The sequence below is a fragment of the Pseudomonas sp. PIC25 genome (assembly GCF_002286785.1).
Lineage (GTDB): Bacteria > Pseudomonadota > Gammaproteobacteria > Pseudomonadales > Pseudomonadaceae > Pseudomonas_M.
The window spans coordinates 1-23,338 of record NZ_MUJY01000024.1 but is presented as its reverse complement, the minus strand read 5'-3'; the positions used below and the strand labels follow the sequence as shown (position 1 = coordinate 23,338).

22 protein-coding genes and 1 tRNA gene are annotated in these 23,338 nt (G+C 65.3%); 12 read left to right on the top strand and 11 right to left on the bottom strand.

Going from position 1 to position 23,338, the window contains the following annotated elements; translation table 11 throughout:
* The 3 genes from BZL41_RS00675 to BZL41_RS00665 all read right to left on the bottom strand — a co-directional run.
* Positions 1 to 1,132 (bottom strand): site-specific integrase (locus BZL41_RS00675; protein ID WP_256578054.1); only part of this gene is annotated, 1,132 nt, incomplete at its 3' end.
* A 106-nt stretch (positions 1,133 to 1,238) separates the two neighbouring features.
* Positions 1,239 to 1,314, bottom strand: a tRNA-Thr gene (locus BZL41_RS00670).
* A gap of 107 nt (positions 1,315 to 1,421) precedes the next feature.
* Positions 1,422 to 2,114 carry a TetR/AcrR family transcriptional regulator gene (locus BZL41_RS00665; protein ID WP_095597513.1) on the bottom strand — a complete coding sequence of 231 codons (693 nt, stop codon included), beginning with the start codon at positions 2,112 to 2,114 and terminating at the stop codon, positions 1,422 to 1,424.
* A 261-nt stretch (positions 2,115 to 2,375) separates the two neighbouring features.
* Between BZL41_RS00665 and BZL41_RS00660 the strand changes: the two genes are divergently transcribed.
* The 5 genes from BZL41_RS00660 (at position 2,376) to BZL41_RS00640 (ending at position 6,973) form a co-directional block, all read left to right on the top strand.
* A complete protein-coding gene (locus BZL41_RS00660) occupies positions 2,376 to 3,815 on the top strand; it encodes a coniferyl aldehyde dehydrogenase (protein WP_095597512.1) in 1,440 nt (479 codons plus the stop codon).
* 37 nt (positions 3,816 to 3,852) lie between these two features.
* On the top strand, positions 3,853 to 4,398 hold the full coding sequence (locus BZL41_RS00655; RefSeq protein WP_095597511.1) for a twin-arginine translocation pathway signal protein: 546 nt from the start codon (positions 3,853 to 3,855) through the stop codon (positions 4,396 to 4,398).
* Positions 4,399 to 4,443: 45 nt separating this feature from the next.
* Complete coding sequence (locus tag BZL41_RS00650) at positions 4,444 to 6,039, top strand: GMC family oxidoreductase (protein WP_095597510.1); 1,596 nt, start codon at positions 4,444 to 4,446, stop codon at positions 6,037 to 6,039.
* A 101-nt stretch (positions 6,040 to 6,140) separates the two neighbouring features.
* Positions 6,141 to 6,620, top strand: a complete 480-nt coding sequence (gene coaD, locus BZL41_RS00645) for a pantetheine-phosphate adenylyltransferase (RefSeq protein WP_095597509.1) — start codon at positions 6,141 to 6,143, stop codon at positions 6,618 to 6,620.
* 101 nt (positions 6,621 to 6,721) lie between these two features.
* Positions 6,722 to 6,973, top strand: coding sequence for a YfhL family 4Fe-4S dicluster ferredoxin (locus tag BZL41_RS00640; RefSeq protein WP_095597508.1), 252 nt, complete (start codon positions 6,722 to 6,724; stop codon positions 6,971 to 6,973).
* Between the two features lie 12 nt (positions 6,974 to 6,985).
* On the opposite strand, the gene BZL41_RS00635 is transcribed toward BZL41_RS00640, so the two are convergent.
* The 5 genes from BZL41_RS00635 to BZL41_RS00615 form a co-directional block, all read right to left on the bottom strand.
* Positions 6,986 to 8,845 (bottom strand): Na/Pi cotransporter family protein, encoded by a 1,860-nt coding sequence (locus tag BZL41_RS00635; RefSeq protein WP_095597507.1) that lies wholly within the window; start codon positions 8,843 to 8,845, stop codon positions 6,986 to 6,988.
* 8 nt (positions 8,846 to 8,853) lie between these two features.
* Entirely contained in the window at positions 8,854 to 9,198 is a 345-nt protein-coding gene (locus BZL41_RS00630) for a multidrug transporter (RefSeq protein ID WP_095597506.1), read from the bottom strand.
* Between the two features lie 77 nt (positions 9,199 to 9,275).
* Positions 9,276 to 9,857 (bottom strand): lysophospholipid acyltransferase family protein, encoded by a 582-nt coding sequence (locus BZL41_RS00625; RefSeq protein WP_095597505.1) that lies wholly within the window; start codon positions 9,855 to 9,857, stop codon positions 9,276 to 9,278.
* A gap of 64 nt (positions 9,858 to 9,921) precedes the next feature.
* Positions 9,922 to 10,734 carry a bifunctional DNA-formamidopyrimidine glycosylase/DNA-(apurinic or apyrimidinic site) lyase gene (mutM, locus tag BZL41_RS00620; RefSeq protein WP_095597504.1) on the bottom strand — a complete coding sequence of 271 codons (813 nt, stop codon included), beginning with the start codon at positions 10,732 to 10,734 and terminating at the stop codon, positions 9,922 to 9,924.
* A gap of 62 nt (positions 10,735 to 10,796) precedes the next feature.
* Positions 10,797 to 11,609, bottom strand: a complete 813-nt coding sequence (locus BZL41_RS00615; RefSeq protein WP_168190896.1) for an HDOD domain-containing protein — start codon at positions 11,607 to 11,609, stop codon at positions 10,797 to 10,799.
* Between the two features lie 257 nt (positions 11,610 to 11,866).
* On the opposite strand from BZL41_RS00615, the gene BZL41_RS00610 reads away from it, so the two are divergent.
* The 4 genes from BZL41_RS00610 (at position 11,867) to BZL41_RS00595 (ending at position 16,440) form a co-directional block, all read left to right on the top strand.
* Positions 11,867 to 12,406, top strand: coding sequence for a type 1 glutamine amidotransferase domain-containing protein (locus BZL41_RS00610; RefSeq protein ID WP_095597503.1), 540 nt, complete (start codon positions 11,867 to 11,869; stop codon positions 12,404 to 12,406).
* A 79-nt stretch (positions 12,407 to 12,485) separates the two neighbouring features.
* Positions 12,486 to 13,682 carry a class I SAM-dependent rRNA methyltransferase gene (locus tag BZL41_RS00605; protein WP_095597502.1) on the top strand — a complete coding sequence of 399 codons (1,197 nt, stop codon included), beginning with the start codon at positions 12,486 to 12,488 and terminating at the stop codon, positions 13,680 to 13,682.
* Between the two features lie 307 nt (positions 13,683 to 13,989).
* Entirely contained in the window at positions 13,990 to 15,828 is a 1,839-nt protein-coding gene (gene ilvD / locus BZL41_RS00600; protein ID WP_095597501.1) for a dihydroxy-acid dehydratase, read from the top strand.
* 126 nt (positions 15,829 to 15,954) lie between these two features.
* A complete protein-coding gene (locus BZL41_RS00595) occupies positions 15,955 to 16,440 on the top strand; it encodes a metallophosphoesterase family protein (RefSeq protein ID WP_084335915.1) in 486 nt (161 codons plus the stop codon).
* Positions 16,441 to 16,542: 102 nt separating this feature from the next.
* Here BZL41_RS00595 and BZL41_RS00590 read toward each other — a convergent pair whose 3' ends face one another.
* Positions 16,543 to 17,190, bottom strand: coding sequence for a YitT family protein (locus tag BZL41_RS00590; RefSeq protein WP_095597500.1), 648 nt, complete (start codon positions 17,188 to 17,190; stop codon positions 16,543 to 16,545).
* Positions 17,191 to 17,278: 88 nt separating this feature from the next.
* Complete coding sequence (locus tag BZL41_RS00585; RefSeq protein WP_095597499.1) at positions 17,279 to 17,806, bottom strand: dihydrofolate reductase; 528 nt, start codon at positions 17,804 to 17,806, stop codon at positions 17,279 to 17,281.
* A gap of 150 nt (positions 17,807 to 17,956) precedes the next feature.
* Here BZL41_RS00585 and BZL41_RS00580 point away from each other — a divergent pair, with 150 nt between their 5' ends.
* From BZL41_RS00580 to BZL41_RS00570, 3 genes are all read left to right on the top strand, one after another.
* Positions 17,957 to 19,084, top strand: a complete 1,128-nt coding sequence (locus BZL41_RS00580; RefSeq protein WP_095597498.1) for a glycerophosphodiester phosphodiesterase — start codon at positions 17,957 to 17,959, stop codon at positions 19,082 to 19,084.
* 129 nt (positions 19,085 to 19,213) lie between these two features.
* Entirely contained in the window at positions 19,214 to 20,608 is a 1,395-nt protein-coding gene (locus BZL41_RS00575) for a DUF2868 domain-containing protein (protein WP_095597497.1), read from the top strand.
* Positions 20,601 to 21,983: a DUF3482 domain-containing protein gene (locus BZL41_RS00570; protein WP_095597496.1), complete on the top strand. Its 1,383-nt coding sequence runs from the start codon at positions 20,601 to 20,603 to the stop codon at positions 21,981 to 21,983. Before BZL41_RS00575 ends, BZL41_RS00570 begins: the two co-directional genes overlap by 8 nt.
* A 5-nt stretch (positions 21,984 to 21,988) precedes the next feature.
* Here BZL41_RS00570 and BZL41_RS00565 read toward each other — a convergent pair whose 3' ends face one another.
* The gene (locus BZL41_RS00565; RefSeq protein ID WP_095597495.1) at positions 21,989 to 22,783 is read right to left on the bottom strand and encodes a thymidylate synthase; all 795 of its coding nucleotides are present in this window, start codon (positions 22,781 to 22,783) and stop codon (positions 21,989 to 21,991) included.
* Positions 22,784 to 23,338 lie beyond the last annotated feature (555 nt).

Sequence of the window (23,338 nt, the reverse complement as noted above, 5' to 3'; positions counted from 1 at the left end):
GATCCTCCGCAAGGGGCTTGAAATGGTGTCCACCAAAAACAGGTGGACACCATGCCGAAGCCAGGAGGGATCGAGGAGGCGTGTTCGCCAGACGCTTACCGACCAGATCCTCGGCCCTAAGGTGGGTATAGCGCCTGAGCATCTGCATCGATTTATGCCCGCTGATGGCCGAGACTTGCTGATCGGATAAGCCACCCTCGACCAGCCTGCTGACCGCTTCATGCCGCAGGTCATGGAAGCGCAAATCGGGCATGCCTAGATTCTTCTTCAGCAACCCCCAGGTTTTGGTGAAGGCATATGGGCGGCGTTTCTTGTCCTTCCCGGGCTCGCCGAAGAACACCAGGTTGCAATCCTTGGGACGAGCGGGGTAGGCCAGAGCAGCCTTGAATGTCTCGGTAGCCACCTTTGTGAGGGGGACGGTTCGGGCGCTATCGTTCTTGGTGTCTGTGAGTCGTACTACGCGCTTTTGCAGATCGACCTGCTGGCAACGTAGGCCCGTGATCTCTGACGAGCGCATACCCGTTTCAATGGCTATGCGCACGATCCAGCCCAGCATAGGGTTGCTGTGCGCGTTCACCGCCTCCATCAAGCGGCGCTCCTCGTCGGCAGAGAGGCGGCGATCACGGCCTTGGCCTGGGCTTGGCTTGCGGATATTGAGGACGGGGTTCGTGGGGAGCCCAATGCGCCATTCCTGGATGGCCACGGTAAAGAGGTGACTCAGAAGTGCTAGCTCAAGCCTGACTGAATTGGGGCTGACTAGGGTTCCACGCCGGCTTCGTTCAGCAAGTCGGGAGTCCCGATAGTCGGCCAGGACGTCTGCGGACAGAGCTGCCAGCGAGTATTTGCCAAGGCGTGGTATCAGTACCTTCGCGCTACCGGCTTCAGATTTAGCAGTCTTGGGGGCTTTGGTAGGGGATATTTCCGCAAGATACCGATTTAGTGCTTTCTCGAGCGTCATGCGCTCTGAGCGACTGCGTTCGATGTAGACGCCGCGCACCATTTCATCTTCGGTGCGGCGTGCCCAGTCTTGGGCGTCGCGCTTAGTGCGGAAGGTTTTGCAGACTGTCGGCCAGCCAGTCATGCGGATGACGGCTTTGTGCTTGCCCGAGTCAGTATCAACGATGGTCGCCATATGTTCTCCGAGGTGTGCTCGGTACGGGACTGTACCGAAACTGTACCTCGGGAACATCTGATTACGGGGTTAGGAAATTCCGAAGCCCGTAAAGGCTTGATGTAGATGGTGCCGGCACCAGGAATCGAACCCGGGACCTACTGATTACAAGTCAGTTGCTCTACCAGCTGAGCTATACCGGCACTGGAGGGCGGCCATTATAGCGTTTGGTTCGGAACTGTAAACCGGCTCGATAGATTCGGAAGCGTGAGGTCGTTCGGACTTTCACGCTGAGGCGCCAGTTCCCCGATCAGGCCTCGGCGGCTTCCGCCTGCAGGCTGGTTCCGGTCACCTCTTCCAGTGGCACGAACAAGCGTTGGGACACGGCATCCACGGCCGCCCGTGCCTGCGGTGCAATGTAGCCGCCCTCCAGCGCCAGTACCTGATAGATACCACGGCGCAGCATTTCCTCACTGAGGTCGGCCGACGGGCCGCGGGTGGTGCAGAGGAAGCGTACCCAGGAGGTCATGATGATCCAGCCGTTCAGGGTCAGGGCTTCGATCTGCGCGGGGGTCATCAGCAGGATGCCAGCGTCGACGAAGCCCTGGTAGATCGCCTGGGCATTGGTCAGGCAGCGCTGGGCGAACAGGCGGTAGCGCTCTGCCAGTTCGTCGTCGGATTCGAGCAGGTGTTCCAGATCGCGATGGAGAAAGCGGTAGTGCCACATCGCGGCGAGCAGCGCCTCCAGGTAGAAGGTCTTGTCGTCCACCGTCAGGGCGCGTCCTTCGGGCAGGCGCAGGAAGCGGTCGACCTGGGCTTCATACTGGGCGAACAACTCGGCGATGATCGCCTGCTTGTTGCGGAAGTGGTAGTAGAGGTTGCCTGGCGATATGCCCAGGTGCGCGGCGATGTGGTTGGTGGTCACGCTGCGCTCACCCTGGGCATTGAACAGCTCCAGGCTGGCCTGGACGATGCGTTCGCGGGTCTTGGGTCTTGGCGCCATGGGTTTGTTTCTGCTGCCTGATGAATGGGTTCAGCCGGTCGACGCCGCCAAAGGTACACCGCTCGCCTTCGAGAAACACGCCTGTGTTACCCCACGCCGCAACCGATGATGCCTGGCTAGCTTTTCGTTGGGCTGCGTTGGGCGACGGGCGGACGCATGCTATTTGACAGTCTAGAGCAATTACTCTAAAAACACCGTCATCCTTTCCCGGAACGCCGCCAGCCGCGGCTTCCAAGTGCCGGATCGTCGAGGAGCTCCGCCATGGTCGCCGACATCGCGCAATTCAAGACCCTGCAACAGAACCAGCAGCAGATCGCCCGCCTGGACGAATTATTCGCCCGCCAGCGCGAAGCCTTCCGCGCCGATCCCATGCCTTCCGCCGAACAGCGCATCCAGTGGCTGAAGGCCCTGCGGGAGCTGCTGTTCAACGAGCAGGACGCGCTGATCCGGGCGATTTCCGAAGACTTCAGCAATCGCTCCGCCGACGAGACCCTACTGGCGGAGATCATGCCAAGCCTGCACAACATCCATTACGCGGCCAAACGCGTGAAGAAGTGGATGAAGCCCTCGCGCCGCTCGGTCGGCCTGGCTTTCCAACCAGCCTCGGCCAAGGTGGTCTACCAGCCGCTCGGGGTCGTGGGAGTGATCGTGCCGTGGAATTACCCGCTGTACCTGGCCATCGGCCCGCTGGTGGCGGCCCTCGCCGCCGGCAACCGGGTGATGATCAAGATGAGCGAGTCCACGCCGGCCACCTCGCAATTGGTCAAGGACCTGCTCGCCCGAATCTTCCCGGAGGATCTGGTCGCCGTTGTCCTCGGCGAGGCAGAAGTGGGCATGGCCTTTTCCAAGCTGCCGTTCGACCATCTGCTGTTCACCGGCGCCACCAGCATTGGCAAGCATGTGATGCGCGCAGCCGCGGAAAACCTCACCCCGGTCACCCTGGAGCTCGGCGGCAAGTCGCCGGCCATCGTTTCTCACGACGTACCCCTGGCCCACGCGGCGGAGCGCATCGCCTTCGGCAAGACCCTCAATGCTGGCCAAACCTGCGTGGCGCCGGACTACGTGCTGGTGCCGCGGGATCGGATCGAAGCCTTCGTCCAGGCCTACCGGGAAGCGGTTCTGGGTTTCTTCCCCCGACTCGAGGACAACCCGGACTACACGGCCATCATCAACGAGCGCCAGCTCAGCCGCCTCAATGGCTACCTGGCGGATGCCGTAAGCAAAGGCGCCGAGCTGGTGCCACTGTTCCCGGGCGCCCAAGGCCGACGCCTGCCGCACACGCTGTTGTTGAACGTGACGGATGAAATGAAGGTGATGCAGGACGAGATCTTCGGGCCCCTGCTACCGATCGTGCCTTATGACCGCCTCGACCAGGCCTTCGCCTATATCAACCAGAGGCCGCGACCGTTGGCCCTCTACTACTTCGGCTATGACAAGGCCGAGCAGCAGCGCGTGTTGCATGAGACACACTCTGGCGGCGTCTGCCTGAACGACTGCCTGCTGCACGTCGCCCAGGACGACCTGCCGTTCGGTGGCATCGGCCATTCCGGCATGGGCCATTACCACGGCTACGAAGGCTTCCTGACCTTCAGCAAGGCCAAGGGCGTGTTCGTCAAACAGCGACTCAACGCGGCGAAGATGATCTACCCGCCCTACGGCAAGGCGATCCAGAAGCTCGTCTACAAGCTGTTCGTGCGCTGATGGCGGCCCCTCTTTCGCAGTACCGGTGAATACAACAATGACAGACACCACCCTCGATACCGCCGGCCTCTCGCGCCGCCACCTGCTCAAGGCCGGCCTGTTCGGCTCGGCCTTCCTGGCCACCGCCGGACTCACCGCCACGCTCAGTGGCTGTTCGGCGAGTACGCCAGCCAGCGGTTACGCCATCCTCCGCGAATCCGACCTGCCGTTTCTCCGAGCCCTCATCCCCGTGATGCTCGAAGGCGCGGTACCGGCGGAACGCATGCCCGAGGCCATCGACGGCACCTTGCAGAGCTTGGACTACAGCCTCGACCGGCTCTCGCCGGCGATGCTCAAGCTCACCGTGCAGTTGTTCGACGTGCTCGCCCTGCCGATCACACGTGGCCCGCTGACCGGCGTCTGGGGCCGCTGGGAAAACGCTTCCGCGCAAGATGTGCGCAATTTCCTCGACCGTTGGCAGAACAGCGCCATCGGGCTGCTGAAGATGGGGCACGCCTCGCTGCTGCAACTGGTCATGATGGCCTGGTACAGCCGCCCGGAATCCTGGGCGCACTGCGGCTATCCCGGCCCGCCGACGGTCTGACGCTTCGCGTTCCGCACGACTATTACAAGAAGAGATACGCCTGAGATGCCCGTACCCGATCTGTTCGCCGAAGGCCTCGCCCGCGGCTGGAAAACCTATGACGGCTCCCGTCTGGAGCAGGACCTGACCCTCGAAGCCGACGTCGCCATCGTCGGCAGCGGTGCGGGCGGCGGCACCACGGCGGAAATCCTCAGCGCCGCCGGATTCAAGGTCCTGCTGATCGAAGAAGGGCCGCTGAAGACCAGCAGCGACTTCAAGATGCAGGAAGCCGACGCCTACGGCTCGCTGTACCAGGAAGGTATCGGCCGGATGAGCAAGGACGGCGCCATCACCATTCTCCAGGGCCGCGCTGTCGGTGGCACCACCCTGGTCAACTGGACGTCCAGCTTCCGCACACCGGAACCGACCCTGGAGCACTGGGCCAGGGAGCACGACGTGAAAGGGCACAGCCCAGCGGACATGGCACCGTGGTTCGAACGCATGGAGCAGCGCCTGGGCGTCGCGCCCTGGGCGATCCCGCCGAACGCCAACAACGACGTGCTGCGAGCCGGTTGCGAGCAGCTCGGTTACCACTGGAAAGTCATCCCACGTAACGTGCGCGGCTGCTGGAACCTCGGTTACTGCGGCATGGGCTGCCCGACCAACGCCAAGCAATCCATGTTGGTCACCACCATCCCGGCAGCGCTGGACAAGGGTGGTGAGTTGCTCTACCTGGCTCGAGCCGAACGCCTGCTGCTGGAGGGCGACCGAGTGATCGGCGTCGAATGCCTGGGCATGGAGCCACGCTGCGTGGCACCGAACGGCCGCAAGGTGCTGGTCCGCGCCCGGCACTATGTGCTCGCTGGCGGCGGCATCAACACGCCGGCTCTGCTGCTGCGCTCCGGCGCGCCGGACCCACACGGACGCACCGGCAAACGCACCTTCCTGCATCTGGTCAACTTCTCCGCCGCGCAGTTCGAGCAGGTAATCAACCCCTTCTACGGCGCACCGCAATCGATTTATTCGGACCATTTCCAGTGGCAGTACGGCACCACTGGCGCGATGAGCTACAAGCTGGAGGTGCCGCCGCTGCAACCGGCCCTCACCGCCACCCTGCTCGGCCGCTTCGGCACCGACAATGCGCTGCGCATGGAACAGTTGCCGCACACCAACGTGATGCTCGCCCTGCTGCGCGACGGTTTCCATCCGGAGAGCGCGGAGGGCACGGTTGAGCTGCGCGGCGACGGCAGCCCGGTGCTCGACTACCGGATGACTGATTACACCTGGGACGGCGTGCGCCGAGCCTTCCACAGCATGGCCGAGATCCAGTTCGCCGCAGGCGCCAAAGCGGTGTTGCCGCTGCATGCCGACGCCGACTACGTGAAAACACCCCAGGCCGCCCGCGAGCTGATCGACAACCTCAGCCTGGAGCTGTATCGCACCCGCCTGGGCAGCGCCCATGTGATGGGCGGCTGCGCCATGGGCGAAGACCCGAAGAAGGCGGTCGCCGACAGCCTGGGACGCCATCACCAGCTGGAAAACCTGTCGATCCATGACGGCTCGCTGTTCCCCACCAGCATCGGCGCCAACCCGCAATTGTCCATCTACGGCCTGACTGCGCAATTGTCGAGCCTGCTGGCCGAACGCCTGGGCAAGGCCTGAAACCGGACGGTGGCCCTGGAACGATCGCCCGCCGAACTTGAAGCCCGGCGTCCTGAGCCGCTACCATCCGAGTCCCCAACGGACCCCGCCAGGACGTCGCGATGAATCGAGTGTTGTACCCGGGCACTTTCGACCCCATCACCAAGGGACATGGCGACCTGGTCGAACGCGCCTCGCGCCTGTTCGACCACGTGATCATCGCGGTCGCGGCCAGCCCGAAGAAGAATCCGCTGTTCTCCCTGGAGCAGCGTGTGGAGCTGGCGCGCGAAGTGACCAAGCACCTGCCCAACGTCGAGGTCATGGGCTTCGCCACCCTGCTGGCGCAATTCGCCCGCGAACAGAACGCCAACGTGCTGCTGCGCGGCCTGCGCGCCGTGTCCGACTTCGAGTACGAATTTCAGCTAGCCAACATGAATCGCCAACTGGCCCCGGAGGTGGAGAGCCTGTTCCTCACCCCGTCGGAGAAGTACTCCTTTATTTCCTCCACCCTGGTGCGCGAGATCGCCGCGCTGGGCGGAGACATCAGCAACTTCGTCCACCCCGCCGTGGCCGATGCGTTGACGGAGCGCTTCAAGCGCTGAATGCAGTTCGGCGCCCCGGCGTGCACGACGGGCGCCGATGCGGCACAATTCGCCGCGTCCCAACCGTGCCGTACCCGCCGATCCCGGCAGGAGTTTGTTTCATGTCCCTGAAAATCACCGACGACTGCATCAACTGCGACGTCTGCGAGCCTGAATGCCCAAATGGTGCGATTTCCCAAGGCGAGGAGATCTACGTGATCGACCCGAACCTGTGCACCGAGTGCGTCGGCCACTATGACGAGCCGCAATGCCAGCAGGTCTGCCCGGTGGATTGCATCCCGCTCGACCCTGACCATGTGGAAAGCAAGGACGAGCTGATGCAGAAGTACCTGATCATCACCGGCAAAGCCTGATCCACAACGGCCTCAATCCAGACGGATCAGCGGCCGACCGTCATCCGGCGCCAGTTGGCGCACAGCCCGGAACATCTCGTTGCCGTCGCCCAACCCGAGCAGCAGGACGTTGCGCAGGCTCTGGGTGATCCGGCTGGTATAGCCCAGATCGTTCATCAGCGAGCTGGCCAACAGGCCGTCGAGGCGCTTGTCGCGCACATCGGCGAATAATCGGTGGCGGAAAGCCGCGTCGAACTGAGCGGCTTTCTCGTCCAGCTCACGCAGGCGTTCGGCCCAGGCCTCCTCGGGCAGTTCCAGGCGTCCTAGCTCACGCACCTGTCGCAGCACACCGAGCAGGTGCCGGCGCAACTCCACGTAATCGTCCCGTACCGCCGAATCGCCCTGGCGCAGGAAGCGCCCGAGGTTCTTTTGCAGGTGCTTGGCATCCTTGACCGCATCCACCAGTTGCAGCGCCACCAGTTGGCAATGCACCCAGAATTCCTGATGCGGCGTATCCAGATCGGCTTCGAGCCGGCTCATGAAACTCAGCAGGTCGGCGTAGACGCCCTTGATATGGCGCCGATAGAGCTGCTCGGCATCCAGTTCGTGGGGGCCGGGCTGGGCGCGCAGGCGCGCCTCGTCGGGCGGACCGCTCAACTGGTCGACCGGCAGGTAGAGCGCATGGCAGATCACTTCCAGGCTCAGCCGGCCGAGGTGTTGCAACTCGAGCATTACCGCGTGGGCGGCAGCATCCGCCGAGGCCAGGGCCGCGTCATCCAGGTAGCGGCTGTGGGTGACTGCCGGCTCGGTATCCGGGTGCGTCAGCTCGGTGATCAGCACGCGGGGTTCCAGCGGCTCCGGCAACAGGCGCTCCAGCAGGCCGGCCAGGCGGGTTTGCCAGGGCCAGAATAGGAGGACGCCAATGGAATTGAACAGGGTATGGAACAGCGCCAACTGGATCAGCGCGTTATCGCCCAGCCCGACCTGCCGACCAAGCCAATGCACCAGGGCGCCCAATGGAACCAGCAGGGCGAGCGCGATCAGCGCGGTGACCAGATTGAACAGCACGTGCGCCAGGGCCAGCCGCTGACCGGCGCGTCCACCCCGCAGCGAGCCGATCACCGCAGTCACCGTGCTGCCGACATTGGAGCCGATGGCGATCGCCAGCCCCTGGTCCAGCATCAGTTGCCCGCTGCTCAGCGCAGCCAGGGTCAGCATCAGGCTCGCATGGCTGGACTGCAGCACCACCGTCACCAGCACACCAACGCCGACAAAGGCCAACTGGCCAAGAAATCCCGGTAGCGCATAGTGCAGCGGATCGAAGCCGCCCCCGACCGAGGCGAAGCCGGTTTTCATCTGGTCGATGCCGAGGAACAGGAAGGCGATGCCCAGCAATAGGCGGCCCACGGCCCGGCTGCGCTCGCCGTTGAACCCGGCCAGTACGCCGAATACCAGCAACGGCAGGGCCAGCGGACCCAGGCTGAGGTTCTGTCCGGCCAGCGCCAGCAGCCAGATGCCGCTGGTCGTGCCCAGGTTGGCGCCGAAGATGATGGCGATACCGGCAGCCAGCTTGATCAGGCCGCTGCTAATAAAGGCGATGGTGAGCAGGGAGACCAGCGAACTGGACTGGGTCAGCATAGTGGCGCTGACGCCGAACATCAGGCTCTTGAACGGCGTCGCCGTGCTGCGGGCAAGAAGGCTCTCGAGCTTGCCGCCGGCCAAGTCGCGCAACGCCTCTTCCAGGCATTGCATGCCGAACAGGAAAAGCGCCAGCCCGGCACTGAGCTGGAGCCAACCGGCACTTAGCCAGAAGGAGAACGCCAGCAGCGCGCCGAGAAAGCAGCCGAGAAAAAGCCGCAGCCCCGGTTGGAGGCTGCGGCCCGGTTCAGGCATTCAGCCGATCAGTCCTGCTTGTAGCCGCTCATGGTGCAGCCCAGGCAGCGCACGAACGCTTCCTTGCCCGGCTCGACCACCAGCGATTTGCCGGCTTCGCCGACGTTACCGCCCAAGGCGGTGAACGGCAGGCTGACGAGGAAGGCGGCGGCACCGATGACGGTGGCGCCGATCAGCAGCGGGCGGGCGATCAGCAGGTCACCCATCATCGCGTAGCCCTTGGGCGCTTCGACGGTGTAGGTCGGGTCGCCGCTGGTGTTTTCCTGCTGCACCACCTCGTTCGCTTGGGCGGGCAAGGTCAGCAGGCCGGTGGTCAGCGCCAGGACAGCAGCGGTGGTACGAAACAGGTTCATGGGAAGCGATCCTTCATGTGTTCGGGTCGATGCGGCTAACTATAACAGCGCTTTGCCAGTTGTCAGCGTGACGGGCATCAATCGCCGTGGAACGCATTTTCAGGTTTTTTCGGCTCGTATGGCTGGAAGAAGGCCAGCAAAGCTCGCAGATCGGCCTGCTCGTCGCCGGTCGGCCAGAAGGGCGCACCGATGACGAGGCGCCGGTTGCGATAATCCAGCGCCCCCGGAACGATTGGTACGCCGGCGCCACGGGCAATATGGTAGAAGCCCATCTTCCAGCGCTCGACCCGCCGCCGCGTGCCTTCCGGCGACAGCACCAGCATGAATTCGCGCTGCTGCTCGAAGCTTTTCACCGCCTGCTCGACCACGTTCAGGCGCAGGTGACGCTGGATCGGAATGCCGCCCCAGCGGCGCAGCAGTGCGCCGAACGGCCAGCGGAAGATGCTGTGCTTGCCGAACCAGCGCGCATTCAGGCGCAGCACGAACTTGGCCGCGATGAACAGGACAAAATCCCAGTTGGAGGTATGGTGCGCGCCGATGACCACAAACTTGTCGAGCCGGGGCAGCTCGCCTTCGATGCGCCAACCGCCCATGAGCCTGAGCATGGAACGGCCGACCGCTTCGGCGAAGCGGTTACGCGGCAGGTAGTTACCGGACATCTGAACCTCGGTAGTGCGTGTCTCTTGTTATTGTCGTTATCGCGGGCGCGTTGCAGACCGAGCCTTAGCGCTGGCAGCGGCCGCAATACACACTCGCCCTCTGCCCGAGGCGGATTTCCTTCAAGGTAGAACCGCAGGTCTTGCAGAATTCACCGCCCCGCCCGTACACGAACAGCTCCTGCTGGAAGTAGCCGGGCTGGCCGTCGCCGCCGACGAAGTCGCGCAGCGTGGTACCACCGCGCTCAATGGCATGGGCGAGAATCCGCTTGATCTCCACGGCCAACGCGACATAGCGCGCCCGCGAGATCGAGCCGGCCGCACGGCGCGGGTCGATGCCGGCGGCGAACAGCGCCTCGCTGGCGTAGATGTTACCTACCCCGACCACCACGGCGTTGTCCATGATGAACGGCTTGACCGCCATGCTGCGTCCCCGCGAGAGCTGGTACAGGCGCTCGCCATCGAAGGCATCGGTCAGCGGTTCAGGCCCCAGGCTGCGCAACAGCTCGTGGTTGAGCGGGTCCTGGCTCCAGAGCAGGGCTCCGAACCGGCGCGGGTCGGTGTAGCGCAGCGCCATCCCCGACTCCAGCTCGATGTCCACGTGCTCGTGCTTGGCCGCCGGCAGGCCGCATTCCACCAGGCGCAGACTGCCGGACATACCGAGATGGCCAATCAACGTGCCCGCTTCAGCCTTGAGCAGCAGGTACTTGGCCCGCCGCTCCACGCGCTCGATGCGCTGGCCGGACAGGCGCACGTCCAGGTCCTCCGGAATCGGCCAGCGCAGCCGCCGTTCGCGCACGACGACACGGCTGACACGCTGGCCCTCCAAATAAGGAGCGATACCGCGGCGGGTAGTTTCGACTTCGGGTAATTCAGGCATACGAGGCAGACACGGGGGAAAGAACAGGGCGGCAGGCTAGCACGACGAGGCGCCGCCGTCGCTCAGCAGGCGCCCAATTCGCGGATGCTTTCCTTGAGGTTCTCGAAGTCGTATTCGGACAGGCCGACGTACTCCAGCACCAGTTGCTCGATGCTGTTCCACTCGTGGTCGTCCGGCTGGTTACCCAGGACCTCGTAGCTGGCGCAGATGTGCTCGGCCATCTTGAGGATCGCCAGCAGCGTCTTGAGCTGTGCATCGCGGCTGGATTCGTCGCTGAAGATCGCCAGGGCGTTATGGTGGTTGGCAATGGCCTCGCACAAGTGCAGCGGCAGGTTCCACGACTTGGCGGTGAAATAGCCGACCACCGCGTGGTTGGTGTTGAGCAACTGGTTCTCGGTATCCACCACGCGCCGTTCGCCGTTGGCGCGGGCGTAGGCTTCCTCCAGCACGGTCATGTAGTCGGGGAAGCGCTTGAGCATCAGCGGGATGCCGCAGTTGTGGAACAGGCCGAGGGCATAGGCCTCGTCGGCCGCCTGGTAGCCGATGCGCTTGGCCAGGCTGAGGCAGGCCATGGCCACGTCTTGGGCGCTGTCCCAGAAGCGGTTGAGGGTGACGATGGTTTCGTCTGTCATCTCGCCCTTGATCGACTGGGCGTTGATCAGATTGATCACCGTGTCGCAGCCGAGCAGGTTGACCGCCTGCTGGATCGAAGCAATGCGGTTGGACAGGCCGAAGAACGGCGAGTTGACGATCTTCAGCAAGGCGCCGGAGAGCCCCGGGTCCTGCCCGATCAGGCGGGCGATACTCTTCAGGTCGGGATTGGGCATGACCTGCTCCATCTGCAGGTCGACCATGATCTGCGGTTGCGGCGGCACACTGATGCCCTGCAATACCTGGCGGATCTGTTCGGCGGAAAGTTCGTGGGCCATGTGCGGAAACTCGGCGGAAGACTGCTCGTTCTACTTCGACCGCCTTCGAGGGGGCGGGCATCTACCCGATGCGGATCGGAACGCGGCACTTTGCCACGAACCCAAAACGGAACTTTGCGGGTGAACCGGGTCGGAATTCAAGTGGGTCGCCCTGCTTTGGCGACCGGCAACCAGCCCTTTCATCCGATCGCAGGAGGTAACCGATGGCAGCATCCCTCAGCGGTAAACGGGTGGCCCTTCTGGTCACCGACGGTTTCGAACAAGCCGAGCTGACCGGCCCCAAGGCAGCCCTGGAAAAGGCCGGCGCGAAGACCGAGATTCTCTCCTCCCACGCCGGCCAGGTGACCGGTTGGAACCACACCACGCCGGCCGACAGATTCCCCGTCGACAAGACCTTCGAAGCGGCCCGGATCGACGATTATGACGCCATCGTTCTGCCGGGCGGGGTGGTCAACGCCGACACCATCCGCACCGACGAGCTGGCCGTGGAGCTGGTCAAGGACGCCGTCCGCGCTAACAAGCCGATCGCCGTCATCTGCCATGGCGCCTGGCTGCTCGCCTCCGCCGACCTGGTCGATGGCAAGACCATGACCAGTTGGCCCTCGTTGCAGGACGATCTGCGCAACGCCGGCGCCACATGGGTCGATAGGGAAGTGGTGGTGGACGGCACGTTGATCAGCAGCCGCAAGCCGGACGACATCCCAGCCTTCAACCAGAAGCTGATCGAGGCCCTCGCCGCCTGACCGTTCGCCGGGGCGCCGCATCCGCGACCCGCCCCGGCCGACAGGGTATACTTCCGCTCTTTTTTCCCGGAGCGCCCCCATGTCCCTGCCCAGCCTGCGCCTGAAAGCCAATGCCGACCGCCGTCTGCGCGCCGGCCACCTGTGGGTCTACAGCAACGAGGTGGACGTCGTCGCCACCCCGCTGAACGCCTTCGCCGCTGGCGACCAGGCCGTACTCGAGGCCAGCAACGGCAAGGTGCTCGGTATCGTCGCGCTGAGCCCGAACAACCTGATCTGCGCCCGCCTGATTTCCCGCGACCCCAAGCACAGCCTGGACAAGTCGCTGCTGGTGCACCGTCTCAATGTCGCCCTGTCACTGCGTGACCGTCTGTTCGACAAGCCCTTCTACCGCCTGGCCTACGGCGATTCCGACCTGCTCCCCGGCCTGGTGGTGGACCGCTTCGGCGACGTCCTGGTCGCCCAGTTGGCCTCCGCCGCCATGGAACGCCACAAGGACGACGTCCTCGCCGCCCTGGTCCAGGTACTCAAGCCGTCGGGCGTGCTGTGGAAGAACGACTCCAGCGCGCGTGACGCCGAAGGGCTGGAGCGCTACGTCAGGATCGCCCACGGCAACGTACCGGAATGGGTACCGCTGGAAGAGAACGGCGTGAAGTTCGAAGCGCCCGTGCTGCAAGGCCAGAAGACCGGCTGGTTCTATGACCACCGCATGAACCGCGCTCGCCTGGCCCCCTATGTGAAGGGCAAGCGGGTGCTCGACCTGTTCAGCTATATCGGTGGCTGGGGCGTGCAGGCTGCCGCCTTCGGCGCTACGGAAGTGATGTGCGTGGATGCCTCCGGCTTCGCCCTCGACGGCGTGGAACGCAACGCCGCGCTGAACGGACTGTCCGAACAGGTCGCCTGCATCGAAGGCGATGTCTTCGAAGCGCTGAAGGAGCTGAAAGCCGCCGAGGAACGCTTCGACGTGGTCATCGCCGACCCGCCGGCCTTCATCAAGCGCAAGAAGGACTTCAAGAACGGCGAGACCGCTTACCGTCGCCTCAACGAGCAGGCCATGCGTCTGCTGAACAAGGACGGCATCCTGGTCAGCGCCTCCTGCTCCATGCATCTGCCGGAAGATGATTTGCAGAACCTGTTGCTCGGCAGCGCCCGCCACCTGGACCGCAACATCCAGTTGCTGGAACGCGGCGCCCAGGGCCCGGACCATCCGGTCCACCCGGCAATCGCCGAGACCCGCTACATCAAGAGCCTGACCGTGCGCCTGCTGCCCAATAGCTAGCCCTTGTGGGAGCGAATTCATTCGCGATCAACGAGGCGCCTCGCTGCCCTTATCGCGAATGAATTCGCTCCCACACGTTCCGGATTGTTCCGGCCGACCGCCAGCCTTTGCCGCACCCGCCGCCCCGGCGTAGAATCCGGCCATTCCTCGCCATTCATCCCCGGCGGGCTTGTGAGCCCTGGCCCGGCGTGCGGTGATCCCGCCTCGCCTTACGGCCCCGTCCGACCGCACGGCTACTGCCGTTGCTTCCGGCTCCCGCGACGCTCACCATACGTACATAACCTGATCAGCCTGCAGGAACCCCGTCATGCCCGATTACCGCTCGAAAACCTCCACCTTCGGCCGCAACATGGCCGGCGCCCGTGCGCTGTGGCGCGCCACCGGGATGAAGGACGAGGACTTCAAGAAGCCGATCATCGCCATCGCCAACTCCTTCACCCAGTTCGTGCCCGGCCACGTCCACCTGAAGGACCTCGGCCAACTGGTGGCCCGCGAGATCGAGAAGCACGGTGGCGTGGCCAAGGAATTCAACACCATCGCCGTGGACGACGGCATCGCCATGGGCCACGACGGCATGCTCTATTCGCTGCCGAGCCGCGAGATCATCGCCGACTCCGTGGAGTACATGGTCAATGCCCACTGCGCCGACGCCATCGTCTGCATCTCCAACTGCGACAAGATCACCCCCGGCATGCTGATGGCCGCCCTGCGCCTGAACATTCCGGTGGTGTTCGTCTCCGGCGGCCCGATGGAAGCCGGCAAGACCAAGCTGGCCAACCACGGCCTGGACCTTGTGGACGCCATGGTGGCGGCCGCCGATGCCAGTTGCTCCGACGAGAAGGTCGAGGAATACGAGCGCAGCGCCTGCCCCACCTGCGGCAGTTGCTCCGGCATGTTCACCGCCAACTCGATGAACTGCCTCACCGAAGCCCTGGGCCTGGCGCTGCCGGGCAACGGTTCGACGCTGGCCACCCATGCCGACCGCGAGCAATTGTTCCTGCGCGCCGGCCGCCTGGCCGTCGAGCTGTGCCAGCGCTACTACGGCGAAGGCGACGAATCGGTCCTGCCGCGCAACGTCGCCAGCTTCAAGGCGTTCGAGAATGCCATGACCCTGGACATCGCCATGGGCGGCTCGACCAACACCATCCTCCACCTGCTGGCCGCCGCCCAGGAGGCGGAAGTGCCGTTCGACCTGCGCGACATCGACCGTCTGTCGCGCAAAGTACCGCAGCTGTGCAAGGTGGCGCCGAACATCCAGAAGTACCACATGGAAGACGTGCACCGCGCCGGCGGCATCTTCAGCATCCTCGGCGAACTGGCGCGCGGCGGCCTGTTGCACACCGACGTGCCGACCGTGCACAGCCCGAGCATGGCCGACGCCATCGCCCAGTGGGACATCACCCAGACCGACGACGAAGCCGTGCATACCTTCTTCAAGGCAGGCCCGGCGGGCATCCCGACCCAGGTGGCGTTCAGCCAGAGCACCCGCTGGCCGAGCCTGGACGACGACCGCGCCGAAGGTTGCATCCGCAGCGTCGAACACGCCTATTCGAAAGAAGGCGGCTTGGCCGTGCTGTACGGCAACATCGCCCTTGACGGCTGTGTGGTGAAGACCGCTGGCGTGGATGAGTCGATCCTGGTGTTCGAAGGCTCGGCGAAAATCTTCGAGAGCCAGGACAGCGCCGTGAAAGGCATCCTCGCCGACGAAGTGAAGCCGGGCGACGTGGTGATCATCCGCTACGAAGGTCCGAAAGGCGGGCCGGGCATGCAGGAAATGCTTTATCCCACCAGCTACCTGAAGTCCAAGGGCCTGGGCAAGCAGTGCGCCCTGCTCACCGACGGCCGTTTCTCCGGCGGCACCTCGGGCCTGTCCATCGGCCACGCCTCGCCGGAAGCCGCTGCCGGTGGCGCCATCGGCCTGGTCCGGGACGGCGATCGCATCCTCATCGACATCCCGAACCGCAGCATCAACCTGCTGGTCAGCGACGAGGAACTGGCCGCCCGCCGCGTCGAGCAGGACAAGAAGGGCTGGAAGCCGGCCGCACCGCGCGCACGCAAGGTGAGCACCGCCCTCAAAGCGTATGCCCTGCTGGCCACCAGCGCCGACAAGGGCGCGGTACGCAACAAGGCGCTGCTGGACGGCTGATTTCCGCTTGCCGCACCCGAGGCCCGGCGCTAGTTGGCGCCGGGCTTTTTGTTGTAGGTTTGAAACAGCCGGGCACGTTCGAACCGGGGCCGGCGAAGCGACACCTCAGCAACCGGGGGCACGAGGATGGCGGAACGACGAAGCGAGGTACCCAGCCTGCGGATCGGCCTGATCGCCGATACCCATGGCCTGCTGCGCCCGGAAGCGCTGGAGCGCCTGCGTGGCTGCGACCATCTGATCCATGCCGGCGACATCGGCGGATCGGAAATCCTCGCCCAGCTGGAAAGCATCGCCCCGCTGTCGGTGGTGCGCGGCAACAACGACACCGGCGAGTGGGCGGAGAATCTGCCCGAGCGCCTCGTGATCAAGTTCGGCCGCATCGCCATCTATGTGCTGCACGACCTCAAGACCCTCGACATCGACCCCGCCGCGGAAAAGATCGCCGTGGTGGTCGCCGGCCACTCCCACAAACCCGCCCTGCTGGAGCGCGACGGCGTGCTCTACGTCAATCCCGGCAGCGCCGGCCCGCGTCGTTTCAAACTGCCGATCAGCGTCGGCAGCCTGTTCATCGAAGGACAGGACGTGCACGGGGAATTGATGACGCTGGATTAGCCGAGGAAACGAGGCCCGGGCATCCAGGGGCCTGGTTTATCTGGTGTGGTGGCGCGCCGGATCGCCGTCGTGGCCCGGATGCAGCCCAGGGAAAATCGCAGCTCAACTCACGCCCCGATAACGCCCGGCACGGTGGTTGATCGCCAGGACCATATTCAGCGCCAACGCGCCGAGGACAGACAGCAGTACCTTGTCCGCCGGCACGATGAACAGCGCCGCCAGCACGATCGCCGCATCGATCGCCATCTGCACCTTGCCGGCTCGCAGGCCGAAGCGCTCCTGCAGGAACAGCGCGAGAATATTCACCCCACCCAGGCTGGCGCGGTGGCGGAACAGCATCAGCAAACCGAGCCCCATGGCGAAGCCGCCGAACAACGCGGCATAGAGGGGGTTCAACCGGGAGAAACCGACCCACTGCGGAGTCAGTTCGGCCAGCCAGGACACCAAGCCGACCGCACAGAGGGTGCGCAGGGTGAACATCCAGCCCATGCGCCAGATCGCCAGCGCATAGAACGGCAGATTGATCAGGAAGAACGCCCAGCCGAACGACCAGCCGAGCAGGTACTTGAGCAGAAACGCCAAGCCCACGGTACCACCGGTGAGCAGCCCGGCATGGCTGTAGAAAGCGATGCCCAGGGCGACCATGGCGGTCCCTGTCAGCAGGGCCAGGGCATCCTCCCACAGCCGATGGCGGACGATCAGCGCAGCCAGGTCTTCGACCTGGGAACCATCGGAGCGGGCTGAAGCCATGGGGATAACCTGTCGGTGCAAGGGGCGAAGCGGGAATGCTAGCCCTGTGCACCTCCAGCCAACTTGGCCGGGGTCAAGAAAGCGGCGATCAGCGCCGCACCCAGGTCTCGAAATCGTAGGCCGGCGTATCTGCCGTGGCGGGATGCTCGTCATGGGCCTCACGTACCCACTCCGCTTCACTGAACTCAGGGAACCAGGCATCGCCCTCCGGGCGCAGGTCTACCCGTGTCAGGTAGAGGCGGTCGGCCCGCTCCAGGGCCTGGGCGTAGAGTTGCGCGCCGCCGATCAGCATCAGCTCGCCGGCGCCCTGCTCGCGCGCCCAGTGCTCGGCGCGTTCGATGGCCGCGTCCAACGAAGAGAAGACTTCCGCGCCTTCGAGCTGCAAACCGGGCTGGCGGCTGACCACCAGATTGAGCCGTCCCGGCAGCGGCCGGCCGAGGGAGTCCCAGGTCTTGCGGCCCATGATCACCGGCTTACCGAGGGTCATGGCCTTGAAATGCTTGAGGTCCGCCGGCAGGCGCCAGGGCAGTTGATTGTCGCGGCCGATCACGCGGTTCTGCGCGAGGGCGGCGATCAGGGCGAGGGGGAGCGTGGTCGTTTTCATGGCGGCGAGCATACCAGAGGACACCTCCCCGGCCAGCCAGCCTAAGCTGTGTCAAATCGCTCACAAGCCCACCCGCTGTCACCGGACGGTTACCGGAATAACGCCAAACCGTCACGGTTCGCCGGGCAGGCTTGTCCGACTAAACCGCAAGGAGATGCCGAGATGTCCGATAAACACCCCGCGATCCTGCGTCATTGGCTGCTCGCCTGCAGCCTGTTGTTGCCGCTGATGTCCCACGCTGCCCCCGAAGCCACCGCCAGCACCGAAGCCCGCAGCCGTCACCATGTCGAACCGAACCCCCTGGTGATCGGTCATCGCGGTGCCAGCGGCTATGTGCCAGAACACACCCTGGCGTCCTATGCGCTGGCGGTGTTGCAAGGCGCCGACTACATCGAACCGGACCTGGTAATGACCAAGGACGGCCAGTTGATCGCCCGCCACGACAACGAGCTGGGCCTGACCACCGACGTGGCCCAACGCTCCGAGTTCGCCGACCGCCGGCGCACCCAGACCGTCGACGGGGTGACCCTCACCGGCTGGTTCAGCGAAGACTTCACCCTGGCCGAGATCAAGTCGCTGCGAGCCATCGAGCGCATCCCGACGATCCGCCCCGGCAACGCCCGCCTGGACGGTGCCTTCGAAGTACCGACCCTGCAGGAAATCATCGACCTGGTGAAATCCCTGCAAATCAGCCAGCAGCGGGTCATCGGTCTCTACCCTGAAACCAAGCACCCGACCCACTTCCAGCAGCTCGGCCTGGCCATGGAGCGCCCGCTAGTGCGCATCCTGGCCCGCAATGGCTACGCCAGCCGCTGGTCGCCGGTGTATATCCAGTCCTTCGAGGTGGAGAACCTCAAGACCTTGAGCCGCCTGACGTCTCTGCGCCTGGTGCAGTTGCTGTGGACCGACGGCCAGCCCTACGACCAACAGGTGCTGGGTACGGGGCTTACCTACGCCCAGATGAGCACCCCGACCGGACTCAAGGCCATCGCCCGCTACGCCGCTGGCATCGGCCCGGAGAAGAGCCAGATCATCCCGCGCGACGCCGCCGGCAACCTCACCAGCCCCACCCGCCTGGTGCCCGACGCCCATGCCGCCGGGCTCAAGGTGCACCCCTATACCTTCCGCGCCGAGAACAACTTCCTCCCGACCGACTTGCGCAGCAGCAGCGACCCGCAAGCACGCGGCGACATCGAGACGGAGATCCGCGCCTTCCTAGACGCCGGTATCGACGGCCTGTTCACCGACCAGCCGGACATCGCCGTGGAGGTGCGTGAAGCACGCCAGTGATCCCTCTTCACTCCTTACGCCTCCCGGGGTCCCGTGAGGCGTAAGGGGAATCACGCGCCAGCACCAAACTATCCCACCACTCCCACTCAGCGGTTATCCTCAAGGCTGACTCCGCCGACGAGACGCCGCGTGACTGCCGCCTCCCCCACTCCACTGACCCACCTCGATCACCTCTGGCTCTGCGAAGCCGTACGCCTGCGCGAAGAGCACACCGGCCCGCTGGAAGACCGCGAAGCCAATCGCCAGGCCAATGCCGCCGACGGCGACCTGCCGACTCGGATTCGACGGCGGGCGCTGTTTCTCGCCGAGCGCGACGGTCAACTCGCCGCCCTCCGTCACTGGCATGAGGGCGCGCGGCTGGCGGGTTACCTGCTCCTGCTGCTGGCGGTGGTCGGCGGTAGCGGCCTGGCAGTCGCCGCCCTCGGAGACGGGCAGCGGCCGGTGAATGTGTTCTGGGCCTTGGGCAGCCTGCTCGGCCTGCACCTGCTGATGCTCCTCGGCTGGCTGTTCAGCCTGCGCTACGCCGGCGACAGCGGCGGCGCTCTCGGCCGGCTGTGGCTCTGGCTCAGCGAAAAACTCGCCCGCGACGCCCGGGCCGCGCACCTGGCCCCGGCCCTGCTGCTGCTCCTGCAACGCCGTCGATTGGCGCGCTGGGGGTTGGGTGCGCTGGTCAACGGCTTCTGGCTGCTGACGCTGCTCAGCGCCCTGCTGACCTTGCTCGCCCTCCTCTCCACCCGCCGCTATGGCTTCGTCTGGGAAACCACGCTGCTGGGCAGCGACACCTTCGTCAGCCTTACGCGGGCCCTCGGCGCCCTGCCGGCGCTGATCGGCTTCCCGCTGCCGGACGTCGCCACCATCCGCGCCAGCGGCGACGTCGCCGTACCCCTGGAAAGCGCCCGCCACGCCTGGGCTGGCTGGCTGATCGGCGTGCTACTGGTCTACGGCCTGTTGCCGCGCCTGCTGCTCGCCCTGTTCTGCCGGTGGCAATGGAAACGCGGCACGGCGGCACTGGCACTGGATCTTTCCCTGCCCGGCTACCAGCTCCTGCGCGAACGCCTGCAACCGGCCAGCGAGCGCCTGGGCGTGAGCGAAGAAGCGCCCGCCGCGCTGCCCTCACCCAAGAGCGGCACCTACCCCGGCGACAGCGCCGGCGCGCTGCTGGTGGCCGTCGAACTGGACGACCGCCGCCCCTGGCCGCCCGCGCTGCCGAAGAACGTGGCCGATGCCGGCGTCCTCGACAGCCGCGAACAGCGCCAGCACCTGCTCGACCAGCTCACCCGCTTCCCGCCCGAGCGCCTGGTCATCGCCTGCGACCCGCGCCGCTCGCCCGACCGCGGCACCCTCGCCCTGCTCGGCGAGCTGGCGCGCACGGCCAGCGCCACCCGTATCTGGCTGCTCCAGGCCCCACCCGGCGAAGCGCTGGACAGCGAGCGGCTGGAGGATTGGCATCAGGCCCTCGCACAACTCGGCCTGTCCCATGGCTGCAGCGCACCGCTGCACTGGCTGGAGAGCGGACATGACTGAAAGCCGCACGCGCCAACCGCTGAAACTCGCCGTGGTCGGCCACACCAACGTCGGCAAGACCTCCCTGCTGCGCACCCTCACCCGCGACACCGGCTTCGGCGAGGTTTCGCACCGGCCCAGCACCACCCGCCACGTCGAAGGGGCGCGCCTCTCGGTGGACGGCGAGCCGCTGCTGGAGCTGTACGACACCCCCGGCCTGGAAGACGCCATCGCCCTGCTCGACTACCTGGAACGCCTGGAGCGCCCCGGCGAGCGTCTCGACGGGCCTGCCCGGCTGGCCCGCTTCCTCGACGGCAGCGAGGCCCGCCAGCGCTTCGAACAGGAAGCCAAGGTGCTGCGCCAATTGCTCGCTTCGGATGCCGGTCTCTACGTGATCGATGCCCGCGAGCCGGTGCTGGCCAAGTACCGCGACGAACTGGCGGTACTCGCCGGCTGCGGCAAGCCGCTGCTGCCGGTGCTCAATTTCGTCGCCCGCCAGGACACTCGCGAGAACGAGTGGCGCGAAGCCCTGGCACGCCAGGGACTGCACGCCCTGGTGCGCTTCGACAGCGTCGCCCCGCCGCTGGACGGCGAACGCCGGCTGTATGAAAGCCTGGCACTGCTGCTGGAGCGTTCGCGTCCGCAACTGGAGCGCTTGATCGCCGATCACGAAGCCCAGGCACGCGTCCGTCAGGACGCCGGAGCCCGGTTGATTGCGGAGTTGCTCATCGATGCCGCCGCCTGCCGGCGCAGCGTGGCCAGCCAGCCGGTTCTCGAACAGGGCGCGATCCGCGAACTGCGCGAATCCATCCGCCAGCGCGAACAGCGCTGCGTCGAAGCCCTGTTGCGCCTCTATGCATTCCGCCCGCAGGATGCCCAGGCCGGCGACCTGCCGCTGCTCGACGGCCGCTGGGGCGACGATCTGTTCAATCCGGAAACCCTCAAGCAGCTTGGCGTGAGGGTCGGAGGCGGCATGGCGGCCGGCGCGGCAGCGGGTGCCGGGGTCGACCTGCTGGTCGGCGGCATCACCCTCGGCGCCGCCGCGCTGCTCGGCGCGCTCGCCGGCGGTGGCCTGCAGACCGCCCGCAACTATGGCGGACGCCTGCTCGGCAAACTCAAGGGCCAGCGCGAACTCAGCGTCGACGACAACGTGCTGCGCCTGCTCGCCCTGCGCCAACGCCAACTGCTCGCCGCCCTCGCCAGCCGAGGCCATGCCGCACAACAGGCGATTCGCCTGGAAACCCCGCAGGATGGTGCCTGGCGCAACGGCAAGCTACCGGAAGCCCTGCACAAGGCCCGTGCCCATCCGGAATGGTCGTCGCTCAATCCCGGTGCACGGTTGGAACAGGCGGAGCGGCAGATGCAGATCGCGGCACTGGCCGTCGAGTTGAAATAGCCGGTTCAGACCGCAACCGGTGCCTTGATATGCGGGTGCGCCTGGTAGCCCACCAGCTCGAAGTCCTCGTAGCGGAAAGCGAACAGGTCCTTCACTTCCGGGTTGAGCCTCATGGTTGGCAGAGGCAGCGGCTCGCGGGAGAGCTGGAGGTCGGCCTGTTCGAGGTGGTTGGCATAGAGATGGCAGTCGCCACCAGTCCAGATGAATTCGCCCGGTTCGAGATCGCAAACCTGCGCCACCATCAGGGTCAGCAGGGCGTAGCTGGCGATGTTGAAGGGTACGCCGAGGAAGATATCGGCCGAGCGCTGGTAGAGCTGGCAGCTCAGACGGCCTTCGGCCACGTAGAACTGGAACAGCGCATGGCACGGCGGCAGGGCCATCTGGTCGACCAGCGCCGGGTTCCAGGCGGAGACGATCAGGCGGCGCGAGTCCGGGTTCTTGCGGATCATATCGATCAGCTTGGCGATCTGGTCGATGGACTCGCCGTTCGGCGCCGGCCAGTTGCGCCACTGGTAGCCGTAGACCGGGCCGAGGTCGCCGTTTTCGTCGGCCCATTCGTCCCAGATGGAAACGCCGTTTTCCTTCAGGTAGCGGATGTTGGTGTCGCCGGCGAGGAACCAAAGCAGCTCATGGATGATGGACTTCACATGGCACTTCTTGGTGGTCACCAGCGGGAAACCGTCGGCCAGATCGAAACGCATCTGGTAGCCGAACACGCTGTAGGTGCCGGTGCCGGTGCGGTCGCTCTTGAAGGTGCCGTGCTCGCGCACGTGGCGCATCAGGTCGAGGTACTGTTTCATCGCGGGCTCGAAGGCGGGGGGAGCCGGCAATGGTAAGAGGCGCCCGGTCGTGGTTCAAGCCGGCCGCGACGGGGCGCGCGCTGGCGGGCTACCACGCCATGCCGATGCTTGCTGGTTCGCATTTCGCTCTGCCGGGCTTGTTCCGGGTCCGTCGGCGAACTAGAGTCTGCCCGTCACGGCATAGCCGTGACGAACGGGTGTGGTAACCCAGACAACCGGGGCGCGGTAGGCGCCATAGACGAGAGCGGGCACTTTTTAGTGTGCGTTGGTTTCTCGTGTACGTGGCACGCCGTGGGCAGGCTTCGGCCTGCTGCAATCACGGGCGCCGGCGTTTCACTCTCGTTCCCTGCCAGGAAAGGGTGGAAACGGCTCCTTAACCTGTCCCAAGGAGCGAGAACATGCGTTACCCCTCAGTGATCTTCAAAGCCGTTACCCCCGAGACCTCCACACTGGAGGTACGCCATGGCTGAAGTGATCCCCTTCCCACCCCGCCTACCGGCCATCGACATTCCCGACTGCCCCTTCCAGGCCGACGCCGAAATGCGCCTGCGCGTG

Coding starts and splice junctions, on each gene's coding strand:
- BZL41_RS00665 (WP_095597513.1), bottom strand. CDS start 2,114: ATGGCGCCAAGACCCAAGACCCGCGAACGCATCGTCCAGGCCAGCCTG.
- BZL41_RS00660 (WP_095597512.1), top strand. CDS start 2,376: ATGGTCGCCGACATCGCGCAATTCAAGACCCTGCAACAGAACCAGCAG.
- BZL41_RS00655 (WP_095597511.1), top strand. CDS start 3,853: ATGACAGACACCACCCTCGATACCGCCGGCCTCTCGCGCCGCCACCTG.
- BZL41_RS00650 (WP_095597510.1), top strand. CDS start 4,444: ATGCCCGTACCCGATCTGTTCGCCGAAGGCCTCGCCCGCGGCTGGAAA.
- coaD (WP_095597509.1), top strand. CDS start 6,141: ATGAATCGAGTGTTGTACCCGGGCACTTTCGACCCCATCACCAAGGGA.
- BZL41_RS00640 (WP_095597508.1), top strand. CDS start 6,722: ATGTCCCTGAAAATCACCGACGACTGCATCAACTGCGACGTCTGCGAG.
- BZL41_RS00635 (WP_095597507.1), bottom strand. CDS start 8,845: ATGCCTGAACCGGGCCGCAGCCTCCAACCGGGGCTGCGGCTTTTTCTC.
- BZL41_RS00630 (WP_095597506.1), bottom strand. CDS start 9,198: ATGAACCTGTTTCGTACCACCGCTGCTGTCCTGGCGCTGACCACCGGC.
- BZL41_RS00625 (WP_095597505.1), bottom strand. CDS start 9,857: ATGTCCGGTAACTACCTGCCGCGTAACCGCTTCGCCGAAGCGGTCGGC.
- mutM (WP_095597504.1), bottom strand. CDS start 10,734: ATGCCTGAATTACCCGAAGTCGAAACTACCCGCCGCGGTATCGCTCCT.
- BZL41_RS00610 (WP_095597503.1), top strand. CDS start 11,867: ATGGCAGCATCCCTCAGCGGTAAACGGGTGGCCCTTCTGGTCACCGAC.
- BZL41_RS00605 (WP_095597502.1), top strand. CDS start 12,486: ATGTCCCTGCCCAGCCTGCGCCTGAAAGCCAATGCCGACCGCCGTCTG.
- ilvD (WP_095597501.1), top strand. CDS start 13,990: ATGCCCGATTACCGCTCGAAAACCTCCACCTTCGGCCGCAACATGGCC.
- BZL41_RS00595 (WP_084335915.1), top strand. CDS start 15,955: ATGGCGGAACGACGAAGCGAGGTACCCAGCCTGCGGATCGGCCTGATC.
- BZL41_RS00590 (WP_095597500.1), bottom strand. CDS start 17,190: ATGGCTTCAGCCCGCTCCGATGGTTCCCAGGTCGAAGACCTGGCTGCG.
- BZL41_RS00585 (WP_095597499.1), bottom strand. CDS start 17,806: ATGCTCGCCGCCATGAAAACGACCACGCTCCCCCTCGCCCTGATCGCC.
- BZL41_RS00580 (WP_095597498.1), top strand. CDS start 17,957: ATGTCCGATAAACACCCCGCGATCCTGCGTCATTGGCTGCTCGCCTGC.
- BZL41_RS00570 (WP_095597496.1), top strand. CDS start 20,601: ATGACTGAAAGCCGCACGCGCCAACCGCTGAAACTCGCCGTGGTCGGC.
- BZL41_RS00565 (WP_095597495.1), bottom strand. CDS start 22,783: ATGAAACAGTACCTCGACCTGATGCGCCACGTGCGCGAGCACGGCACC.